Annotated in this window: 10 protein-coding genes and 1 pseudogene; 6 read left to right on the forward strand and 5 right to left on the reverse strand. The window is 70.0% G+C overall.

All coding sequences use genetic code 11. The features are described from left to right. Nucleotides 1-178: 178 nt before the first annotated feature. From ABF821_RS17420 to ABF821_RS17430, 3 genes are all read left to right on the forward strand, one after another. Entirely contained in the window at nt 179-805 is a 627-nt protein-coding gene (locus ABF821_RS17420; protein ID WP_415530967.1) for a YdcF family protein, read from the forward strand. A 111-nt stretch (nt 806-916) separates the two neighbouring features. Continuing rightward, a complete protein-coding gene (locus ABF821_RS17425; protein WP_415530968.1) occupies nt 917-1,687 on the forward strand; it encodes a lysophospholipid acyltransferase family protein in 771 nt (256 codons plus the stop codon). 305 nt (nt 1,688-1,992) lie between these two features. Then, a complete protein-coding gene (locus ABF821_RS17430; RefSeq protein ID WP_415530969.1) occupies nt 1,993-3,090 on the forward strand; it encodes a DUF2125 domain-containing protein in 1,098 nt (365 codons plus the stop codon). Between the two features lie 45 nt (nt 3,091-3,135). Here the strand turns inward: ABF821_RS17430 and phaR are convergent, their stop codons facing one another. From phaR to gloB, 3 genes are all read right to left on the reverse strand, one after another. Further along, a complete protein-coding gene (gene phaR / locus ABF821_RS17435; RefSeq protein ID WP_415530970.1) occupies nt 3,136-3,780 on the reverse strand; it encodes a polyhydroxyalkanoate synthesis repressor PhaR in 645 nt (214 codons plus the stop codon). A 289-nt stretch (nt 3,781-4,069) separates the two neighbouring features. After that, nucleotides 4,070-4,666, reverse strand: coding sequence for a glutathione S-transferase family protein (locus tag ABF821_RS17440; RefSeq protein WP_415530971.1), 597 nt, complete (start codon nt 4,664-4,666; stop codon nt 4,070-4,072). A gap of 230 nt (nt 4,667-4,896) precedes the next feature. Beyond that, the gene (gloB, locus tag ABF821_RS17445; RefSeq protein ID WP_415530972.1) at nt 4,897-5,625 is read right to left on the reverse strand and encodes a hydroxyacylglutathione hydrolase; all 729 of its coding nucleotides are present in this window, start codon (nt 5,623-5,625) and stop codon (nt 4,897-4,899) included. A 72-nt stretch (nt 5,626-5,697) separates the two neighbouring features. Here gloB and ABF821_RS17450 point away from each other — a divergent pair, with 72 nt between their 5' ends. From ABF821_RS17450 to ABF821_RS17460, 3 genes are all read left to right on the forward strand, one after another. Next, entirely contained in the window at nt 5,698-6,423 is a 726-nt protein-coding gene (locus ABF821_RS17450) for a class I SAM-dependent methyltransferase (RefSeq protein WP_182972190.1), read from the forward strand. A gap of 74 nt (nt 6,424-6,497) precedes the next feature. Beyond that, on the forward strand, nt 6,498-7,175 hold the full coding sequence (locus tag ABF821_RS17455; protein WP_182972191.1) for a phosphatidylserine decarboxylase: 678 nt from the start codon (nt 6,498-6,500) through the stop codon (nt 7,173-7,175). 5 nt (nt 7,176-7,180) lie between these two features. Then, nucleotides 7,181-8,155, forward strand: coding sequence for a CDP-alcohol phosphatidyltransferase family protein (locus tag ABF821_RS17460; RefSeq protein ID WP_259654662.1), 975 nt, complete (start codon nt 7,181-7,183; stop codon nt 8,153-8,155). Here ABF821_RS17460 and ABF821_RS17465 read toward each other — a convergent pair. Then, a pseudogene (locus ABF821_RS17465) lies at nt 8,047-8,487 on the reverse strand (NADH-quinone oxidoreductase subunit B family protein); the annotation flags it as partial. The gene ABF821_RS17460 and the pseudogene ABF821_RS17465 overlap by 109 nt on opposite strands. 14 nt (nt 8,488-8,501) lie before the next feature. Beyond that, nucleotides 8,502-10,044, reverse strand: a 1,543-nt coding sequence (locus tag ABF821_RS17470; protein ID WP_415530973.1) for a hypothetical protein, incomplete at its 5' end; no start/stop codon positions are given.

Genomic DNA, 10,044 nt, shown 5'->3' on the forward strand with positions numbered 1-10,044 from the left:
CCCTTCCCCCGTCGGCCGCGATGGCGGCGGCGGACTGGGCGACGCGCGCCCACATGCTGCTCGACACATTGCCCCCGCCCCTGGTCGCCACCCTGCTGGCCCTGGCACCGGCGGCGGCGCTGATCGGCTGGCTGACCACCCAGGCCACGGTGCGCGCCTGGCTGCGAACCCTGCCATAATGAAACCGGACGACGGCGCGGCCCGACGCTTCCTTCTCGGCACGCTGGCGGGCCTGCTGGGCTGCATGCTCCTGTGGGGCGCGGGCTTCGCATGGTTCGTCCACGACGCGCTCACATCGCCTCTCCGCCCGCCGGTGGCGGATGGAATCGTCGCCCTGACCGGCGGACAGGGCCGCATCGAAGCCTCGCTGCGGCTGCTGGCCCAGGGCCAGGCCCGGCAATTGCTGATCTCCGGCGTCGCCCCCCACGCCACGACCGCCACCGTGGCCGGCGCGCTCCCACCCGACATGGCGGCCCGCCTGCCGGCGGGGCTCTGGCACCAGGTCACGCTGGGCCGGCACGCCACCTCCACCATCGGCAATGCCGACGAAACCGCGCAATGGGCGCGCGACAACGGCCTCCATTCGCTGATCGTGGTCACCGCCGGCTACCACATCCGCCGCGCGATGATGGAAATCCACCGCACGCTGCCCGGCGTGGCGCTCTACCCCTACGCGGTCCGCCCGCCAGCCCTGCAATCGCCGCTGCGCGGTTCCTCCGTGCGGCTGATGGCGACGGAATACGACAAATGGCTGATGGCCAGCCTGGGCCTGGCCCGCAACATGACGACCAGGGCCCAGAACTGACGGCGACCAGTCCCGCGCCTTCGTACCCTTGTCTCCCGGCCGTTTTTCTGTTGTACGCGCCACGCCGCACGCATGCCGTGCCTCACCCGTCCGGAACGCCCCCCGCCTGCCATGATTTTCGTCCGCGCCTGCCTGTTCAACCTGTATTTCGTCCTGCTGACGATCGTGATGGGCATCGCCGCGATGCCCATCCGCCTGTTCGCCCGGCGATACGCGTTGCCCTACGCCAAGCTGTGGACGAGGCTGTCGGTGGCAGGGCTCTGCCATATCTGCGGCATCCGGGTCGTGGTGACGGGCCGCGAGCACCTGCCCGCCGGCCCCTGCCTCCTGGCCTCGCAGCATCAGTCGGCCTTCGACACGCTGGTATGGATGAACCTGGTCGATCGCCCGGCCTACGTGATGAAGGAGGAACTGACGCGCCTCCCCCTGGTCGGCCCGATGCTGCTGCTGGCGGGCATGATCCCGGTCCGCCGCGCCGAGGGTGCCAAGGCCCTGCGCGCCCTGCTCGCCGCCACCGCCAAGGCCGCTGCCGACGGGCGGCAGATCGTGATCTTCCCCGAGGGCACCCGCACCCAGGCGGGCGAGACAAGGCGACTGCATCCCGGCATCGTCGCCATGGCCACCCATACCGGCCTGCCCATCATCCCGGTGGCAACCGATTCCGGCCTGCGCTGGTCACGCAGGGCCTTCGTCAAACACCCCGGTCCCATCCATATCGCCATCGGCCCAGCACTCCCCACCGATCTGGGCAAGGCCGGCATTCTCAGCGGAATCACAGCAGCGTGGCAGGACCTGTCCAACCCGTTCGACAGGACCGAGGGCACAAAAAAACCTGTGGATAACTCTGTGGGCAGTCAAAGCGGTCATTCCATGAGCCTGTGACTGTCCGTTTGCCCACCGCCGCGCATCCCTCCCCCGCCACCGGCCGCCACGCCGCGCTCCTCCGCGCAGGGCGGTGGAAAAACGCGTAATAACTTATTAAACTTACACCCGTTTTTAACCTTCTCTCTTGACAGACCCTGCATGGCACCGGCCGGCGGCCTGCCCTGGCCCCGCGTCATGCACCCGGCTGCCCTTCATTGTGGATAAATTTGCTCCCCCGCTCTTTTCCAGAGCGGGTAATCATGTGAAACATTTGTGAATCAATCTGTTCCCGGCCTTCCGGAAAGTGCCCTATCAAGTACGGCATGTCCCAGCACGCTCCCCGACCCGCGCGCCCGCGCCGGCCCAGCCGACACGAATGGCCACGCCGGGCCGCCCTCACCCTGCTCGGGTTCGCGGCCCTCGACGGCCTGGCCTGGCAGACCGCGCAGCATGAACTGGGCAGAACGGTCACAAACTGGCGCACGCACATGCACCGACAAGGCTGGACGCTGGACCCCGGCCAGACCACACGGTGCGGCTCCCCGCTGACGGCCCGCCTCACCCTCCGGAATCCACGTCTGAACGGCCCGGCCGGCAACCGCACCATCGCCTGGGGCGCGGACAGGATCACGCTGTCCCTGTCCCTGCTGCACCCCATGACGCTCCGGATCGACCCCGGCAACACGCAGGCCGCCCGCCTGACCGGCCCCGACACCCAGCAGGCGCTCAGGCTCCAGACAGAAAATGCCCGCCTCTTCCTGCCGCTCGGCCTGCCAGCCGACGCCGCCACCGGTCACGCAACCTGGACCGCCCGCTCCCTCACCCTCCAGATCCTGAACCCGGACGGCCACAGCACGGACCTGACGCTGCACGACCTGCGCGGCCACGGCCTCTGGAACAGCCAGGCCGGCCCCGAGTCCAGCCGCGTCGCCATGACCATCCACGCCGCCACGATCGACCTGCCGCCCGCCTGGCCGCTGCCCACCGCCCCGACCGACGCGCACCGCCTGTCCGATGCCGGCCTGACCGTCTCCTTCCCCGGCGGCACCGCGATCCCCCTGCTGGTGCAGGACCTGCACGCGCGCTGGACGCACCTCTCCCTGTCGGCGGCAGGAATCGCCCACCTCACGGCGCCCGGCGGTCCCGAGGGCGCTTTCACCCTGTCCATCGCGGGCATCGGCCAGACCGTCCGCGCGCTCGATCGGGCCGGCACGCTGTCACCGGACCTCACGCATCTGGTCGCGGCGATCGACCAACTGGCGGCCGCCGCTCCCGGCGCCATCACCGCCACGCCCGACACGCCCGCCCTCACCGACCGCCCCATCAGCCTGCCCCTGCGCCTGAACGCCGGCATGGTCTTCATCGGCGCCCTGCCTCTAGGTCACGTTACGGACTGGCTACCCGGAAGCGGGCTACCCTGAAGCGGGCTACCCTGAAGCGGGCTGCCCTGAAGTGGCGCGGCGGCGTCAGCCCTTCACGCCGGGCGTCCTCCCCAGCACGGCCCGCAATTCGGCCACCTCGCGGCGCAGGCGCGTCACTTCCTCTTCCATGCTCTCCACGGCCTCGGGCACCATTTCGTCCACCCGCGCGGCACAACCGTTCCCCTCGTCACGCCCTCCCGCGCCAGCCGAAACCGAGGGTCCCGCCTCCGGCCGGTAGAGCGAGGCGAACATCGACATGGCCCGGTCCATCATCTCGATGTCATGGCGGCCAAGCTGCTCGATACCGGGCGGCAGGAACTGTTCCATCGTCCGCTGCATGGTGGTGCGGATCTGCTGATGGTTGGCGGTGAACTGCTCCATCATCTGGTCCAGATACTCCGGTACCAGCCCCTGCATGCTGTCGCCATAAAACCGGATGATCTGCCGCAGGAAGGACGCGGGCAGCATGGCCCGCCCCTTGGTCTCTTCCTCCATGATGATCTGGGTCAGGACGGCGCGCGTGATATCGTCACCCGTACGGGCATCGAAGATCACGAACTCCTTGCCGGAACGCACCATATCGGCCAGCGTGTCGAGCGTGATGTAGATCGAGCGCTCGGTATCGTACAAACGTCGGTTCGCGTATTTCTTGATGACGATCGGGCCGCACGGGCGACAGGCATCCGGCAATATACCCTCCATCGACGGGCTGGGCCGGCAGATGGCCGGAGCATGAAACGAACCGCCGGGCAAACCCCGGCGAAACAACGCGAAAACGACCATCCACCCAGCGCGTCCCCGCGCGATCGCCTCGCATATGGGCACCAGGGGCGCGGACCCTAGCATGAACCATCCCCCCGATGCACGGCCGCGCAGCGCCAGACGCGCAGGCCGCCCGCAGGTGCCGCGACCCGCTCCGATGACCGGTCACGCCGCCGGCCACCCGACGACCGATCGGCCGGGTGCCATCAGGATGGGGCTATGGGGATATAGCCGTCCGGGCCAGGCACGGCAGGGCACTGGCCGCCGCGTACCAGTCCGCCAGCGCCGGACGATCGCGCCGCCACGGGTCCTCGGCGAAGCGCACGTCCAGATACCCCAGCGCGCAGGCCACCGACAGCCCGCCGATATCCATCGGCTCCAGCGCGGGCGGCGCGCTTTCCAGCCGGTCCAGACTGCGCCAGACCGCCGCAAGCTGCCGCTGGACCAGCGGATGGTCATGCGCAAGCCCCGCCGGGATCAGCGTCCGCACCAGAATCGCGGCATCGGCCAGCCCATCCCCCAGCGCCTGCATCCGCAAGGCGCGCCGGCGCGCGTCTCCCTCGGCCGGCACCAGACGGCCCCCACCGGCCAGCCCGTCCAGATAATCCACGATGACGCGGCTGTCGTACACCCCCTCCCCATCCGGCAGTTCCAGGGTCGGGATCTTGCATAGCGGATTCGCCGCCAGCACCTCGGGCGGCGAGTCCGCAACCCGCACCACGATTTCCGTCAACCGGGACTCCAGGCCAAGCAGAATGGCCGCAGCCCGCACCTTCCGCGCATAAGGGCTGAGCGGAGCATGGTAGAGCTTCATCAGGCAATATCCTCGGACAGTCGGCAAGTCGGCACCGGGCCGGCGGCAACCGGCATCGTCAGCCACATTCAGGCCCGGAATGTTTCGCACGACAGACCGGTCTCACGCAAAAACCGCTATGACGGCCTAGTCTCCGAAAACGCGGAGACATCGCTCTTCTTCGACAGAGCATGCAACCGGCCCCGCTGCCGGACGGGCACGACGTGCCGGAACCGGCCGGGCCGCCATCCTCAGCGAAAACCATCCTTTTCCCGCCGCAACCGCGCGAACGCCGCCACGTCGGGCGCGCGCAGGAACGGATTGGTGCGTTTCTCCACCCCCAGCCGAACCGGCACCGTCGGCCGCCCCTCGGCCCTCAGACTGTCGATCTCGGCCGCCCGCTCGCGCAAAGCGGCATTGTCCGGATCGACCGCCAGCGCGAAGCGCGCGTTGGACTGGGTATATTCATGCCCGCAGCAGACCAGCGTCGCATCCGGCAGGGCGGCGATCCGGCGCAGCGAATGGAACATCTCCTCCGGCGAGCCTTCGAACAGCCGCCCGCAGCCCAGGCTGAACAGCGTGTCGCCGCAGAACAGCGCCGGGGTCTGCGGAAAATAATACGCGATATGCCCGCGCGTATGGCCCGGCATCTCCATCACGGTGCCGATGGCCCCGCCCAGCGTCACGCCGTCACCGTCATCCACCGCCTGGTCCAGCATCGGCAGGCGGTAGGCATCGGCCGCGGCCCCGGTCACAATCGCCCCGTAGCGCTTGCGCAGGGCATCCGTCGCCGCCACATGATCGGCATGATGATGCGTCAGGAAAATCTGGTCCAGCCGGCCGCCGGCCGCCTCCACGGCCGCAACCAGCGGCGCCTCCTCGGCAGGGTCGACCAGCGCCGTGGCGCCGCTTTCCTCGTCGCGCAGCAACCAGGCGTAATTGTCGGTCAGGATCGGGACCGGGCGAATGACGAGCACCATGATCTGTCTCCGTCTCGTATGCAGCTCCGGGGCATCCCGGCATTGTCCAACAGTTTGTGCTAATCAGGTGTGATGCAAGACGATATCTGCACCGCGGCCAGATTCTACGCGAGCGGAGCGGGTGAGAACACCGCCCGCCTGCTGCGGCACCGCATGCAGGCTTTCTGGCCCCGCACGGGCAGCGACCGGATATTGGGGCTGGGCTTTACCCAACCCTTCCTGCCGCTCTGGGCCAGACCGGACGGCCCGCCCTGCATATCGGCGCGCCTGAACACCCCCGTCACCCGCGAAGCTCCCGCCGTCACGCCCGAGGGCATACGCGACTGCGTGGTCACCGCCGACCGCCTGCCCTTCCCCGACCTGTCCTTCGACCGGGTGCTGATGGTCCACGCGCTGGAAGTCACCCAGCGGCCCGACGCGCTGATCCGTTCGGTGTGGAAAGTCATGAAGGATCATGGCCGCCTGCTGCTGGTGGTGCCCAACCGCGCCGGCTGGTGGGCGCATTCCGACGGCACGCCCTTCGGCCAGGGCGAGCCCTTTTCCGCCCGCCAGATCGCGCGGCGCCTGTCGCAGGCCCTCCTGTGCGCCGAACGCCATGACGGCGCGCTGTTCATGCCGCCGCCGGGGGCCGGGCACCGGCGCGCCGCCGCACTGGCCGAAAATGCGGGCCACATGCTGCTGCCGCAACTGGGCGGCGTCTTCGTCATCGAGGCGGTGAAGGATGTCTGGTCCGGCGTTCCGGCCGTCACCGCCCCCGCCCTGATCCGCGCGCCAAGACGGATCTACGAACCCGGCTGACCGGCCCTCCGATCCATGCCACACTGGCCGCCACGCTTGACCCATTCCCCCGCAAACCTCATGAAGCTCGGCCTATGTCCCTGATCCAGTCCATCAAGCTCGTCCTCGCGCGGCCGCATCCGGCAGCCCGTCCCTTTCTTCTGGCATCGGGCGCCACCGCCGTGGCGGCCCGGCTCCTGCCCTGGCGCCCGGCCCGGTGGCTCAGCCGCGCGGCGGGCCTGTTCTTCGGCTTCTGCCTCTATTTCTTCCGCGACCCGCAGCGCGTGCCCCCGGCCGACCCGCACCTGGCGGTCGCCCCGGCCGACGGCCGCGTGGTGTCGGTGGAAAAGATCGCCCCCCCCGCGTCGCTCGACATGGGCGACGCACCGGTCTGGCGCATCGCCACCTTCCTGTCGGTGCTGGATGTCCACGTCAACCGCATGCCCGCCGCCGGTACCGTCACGCGCGTGGCCTACCACCCCGGCCAGTTCCTCAATGCCAGCCTCGACAAGGCGTCCGAACTGAACGAGCGCAACGCCCTGCGCCTGACGCTGGAAGACGGGCGCAACCTGGCGGTGGTGCAGATCGCGGGGCTGATCGCCCGGCGCATCCTGTGCGACGCCGAGGAAGGCATGACCTACGAGGCCGGCGAGCGCTTCGGCCTCATCCGCTTCGGCTCGCGCACCGACCTGTACCTGCCGCCGGGCGTGGAACCGCTGGTCACGGCCGGCCAGACCATGATCGGCGGCGAAACGGTCATGGCGCGTCTCTGACCCCGATGGCGCTGCCCGACATCCCCCCTTCTTCCGCCCCCGCCGCACCCCGGCGGCGGCGTCGGCTGATCCGCAGGCGGCGGCCCCGCGTTCGCGGCCCGTCCTTCAACCGGCTGATTCCCAACATCATGACGATGCTGGGCCTGTGCGCGGGGCTGACGGGCATGCGCTTCGCGCTGGACGACCGGTTCGGCGACGCGGCGGTGGCCCTGCTGATCGCGGCGTGCATCGACGGGCTGGACGGCCGGATCGCCCGCCTGCTGCGCGGCACCAGCCGCTTCGGCGCGGAATTCGACAGCCTGTCCGATTTCCTGTGTTTCGGCGTGGCGCCGGGCTTCGTCCTGTATCTGTGGGCGCTGCGCGACGCCGGGCGCTACGGCTACCTGCCCTGCATCATGTTCACCGTGTGCATGGCGCTGCGTCTGGCCCGCTTCAACGCCAGCCTCGACGACACCGACAAGCCCAAATACGCCAGCAATTTCTTTACCGGCGTCCCTGCTCCCGCCGGCGCGGGGCTGGCGCTGTTTCCGCTGTTCCTGGGCCTGGAGGCCCGCAAGCTGGGCTGGAACCAGCTCTATGACATGACCCGCCTGCCCATCCTCCCGGCGCTGACGCTCAGCGGCACCGCGTTCCTGCTGGTCTCCACGCTGCCCGTCTGGTCGTTCAAGAATTTCAAGGTTCCGTCGGCCTACGTGCTGCCGCTGATGCTGGGCACCGGCGCCTATGCCGCGGTGCTGGTCGCCGACCCGTGGGGCGCGCTGGCCGCCGCCGGCGTCATCTATATCGCCCTGCTGCCCCTCAGCCGCCGCAGCTTCCGCCGCCTGAAGCAGGAAGCCCTGGCCCTTCAGGCCGAGGAAGACGGCTCCGACACCCCCAGCAGCCCGGCCAGCCCGGCAACGATGGCCGCGGGCGAAGGCGGACAGCCGGGGATCGACGCATCCAGCGGCGCCCGGCCCTCCAGCCCGCCCAGAACGGCATAATTCTCCCCGAACGGGCCACCGTCGATCGCACAGGCCCCAACAGCGACCAGGGCCTTCCGGTCGGGCATGCCATGCCATGCCGCCTCCAGCACCGGAGCCATGGCGCGGGTCAGCGGCCCGGTCACCAGCAGCACATCCGCCAGACGCGGCGTCGTCACGAACCGCACGCCCGCCCTGGGCAACGCATAGGCCGCGCCATCCAGCGCCGCGACCTCCATCGCACATCCCTCACACCCGCCGGTCTCCACGTGAAACACCGCCATCGTCCCCACGGCCGGCAGGCGGATGGCGGGCCGGAATCCCCGCGTCAAGATCGCACGCAGCAGCGCCAAGCCCCGTCCCCCGCCTAAAGATCCGCGCCGGCGGCCGACAGGCCGAACGAACGCAGGATCATCGCCACATCCTCGGCCTGCGCCCCGACCAGCACATGCTCCAGCGCACTGGCCTGCGCCAGCGCGGGGTCGCACACATGCGCCGCCGCAACGCGCCCGTCCAGAATCCGCACCCAATACCAGACCGCCCCGCGCGGCCCCTCCGCGCAGCCCACGCCCTCGCCAACACCCGGCAGCGCCCGCGCCACAGCCGGCGCGCTGCCTGCCGCCGCCCGCAACAATCGTGCAACGCTGCCCAGTTCCGCCAGCCGAAGGTCGATGCGCGCCGCCACATCCCCTCCACGCCGCACCCCGCTATCCAGCCACTCGCGCCGATAGCCCGGCACCAGCCGGCGCAGATCCTCCTCGCGCCCCGACGCCCGGCCAACCACGCCGCCCACGCCCAGCGTCCGCGCCACCAACTGCTCCAGCACACCAACGCCGGCAATGCGCATCTCCAGCCCCGGCCAGGCACGACACCGCACCAGCCGGTCCCGAGCCGACTCCAGCAGATCCGCCACCCCGACCGCCATGGACGCCGCCGCATCGTCCATCGCCGGATCACCCGCGCCGCCAAGGCCGACGCAATCCATCAGCAGCCGATGGCCGCCAACCCGGCCACATCGCTCCAGAATCGCTTCGCGCACCCGCTCGCATTCCGCCGCCAGCGCCCCTGCCCCGGCCGGCCGCGCCACGCGCGACAGGTCAAGCAGATGGGTCGCCGCCCGCTCGATTTCCGCCAGCAGCACGCGCGAGCGCGTCGTGGCAATATCGGCCGCCTGCCCCGTCGCATTTTCGATCGCCCGGCACAGCGCCGATTGATGGGCGACCGACGCACCCGCGACAACCCGCCCGGCCAGGCGGACTGCCCCGTCGGCATCCAGTCCCGACAACCGCGCCGCCACGCCGCGATGCGCATAGCCCAGACGCCATTCCGCCTGCCCGACCGCACCGCCGCCATCCAGCGCCAGCCGCAGATGACCGGGCGCATGATGCCCGCCATCGGCCGGCCCGCTGCCCAGAATCATATGGTCCGCCGGCACCGGCCGAAAATCGGGCGGCTCGGGCGGCCAGGCGACCGGGCCAGGCCGGTCGCTCAACGGCCAGGTCGCACTCCACAGCCCCTGATCCAGCCATGGGCGCGAATCCCGCGCGTCCATCGCCGAAAATCCCCACAGATCCTGCATGCAACGCTCGAACGGCGCGGCGGCGGGACGCACCGGAGACAGCCCCAGATACCGGCCGCCATAGGGTTCGACACTCGCCACCAGCGGGCGCTCCCCACCATCGAGGAACAGGGCATGCACATCCCGCCCATCCGCCCACAGGGTCACGAACGGCAGCGGATCATGCCGCAGGGCCTCGACCAGATCCCGCCAGCCGTCCTCATCCAGCCGGAAGCGCCACGCCCCCGCTTCAGCCTCGCCGCGCCGGATCAGCCCGGCGGCATGCCGTGGCAGCGGATCGGCGTCGGCCCGAACCGTCATCGCCATCCCCACAGCACCACCACCCCCAGAC

It is taken from the genome of Gluconacetobacter sp. (assembly GCF_047721585.1).
In the GTDB taxonomy this organism is placed as follows: domain Bacteria; phylum Pseudomonadota; class Alphaproteobacteria; order Acetobacterales; family Acetobacteraceae; genus Gluconacetobacter; species Gluconacetobacter dulcium.